Origin of the sequence: Pseudomonas sp. PA15(2017) (assembly GCF_001945395.1) — a bacterium.
Classification (GTDB): Bacteria; Pseudomonadota; Gammaproteobacteria; order Pseudomonadales; family Pseudomonadaceae; genus Aquipseudomonas.
Map to the genome: position 1 here is coordinate 249,765 of NZ_MSXV01000058.1, position 413 is coordinate 250,177.

The 413-nt window shown below is 55.9% G+C and carries 1 pseudogene; it reads right to left on the bottom strand.

Annotated features, from left to right (window positions below):
* A pseudogene (locus BVH03_RS22855) lies at positions 1-351 on the bottom strand (transposase); the annotation flags it as partial.
* Between the last annotated feature and the right edge of the window lie 62 nt (positions 352-413).

Consider the following 413-nt stretch of genomic DNA (forward strand, 5'->3'; position numbering starts at 1 on the left):
TCCTCAAACAACGGCACATCAGTCGTACCGGGCACTCGTTGCGGCAGCGCTGAATCACCGTGTACCGCTCGATGACTCCTTGGCAAAGTACGCTGCCGCGTCTCTTAAAAAATCACGTTCCTTGGTCACCCGGGCCAACTCACGCTTGAGCCTGGTCAGCTCCTCATCTCGCGGGCTACCTGTTCCGGAAAAGGCCTTTTCTGTGTTTGGCTGTGCCTCTCGAACCCAGCGTGTGAGCAGGTTCGGAGCCACACCAATCTCCAGGGCCACTTGTCGACAGCTCGCCCCTGAACGACGAACCAACTCTATGGCTTCCCGCTTGAATTCAGGACTGTATTTCTTGCGCTTCATGAACACTCCTTCAGCTCGGTGTGAGCTTACTTGAAAGTGTCCGTGCTAACGGGGTAGAACCC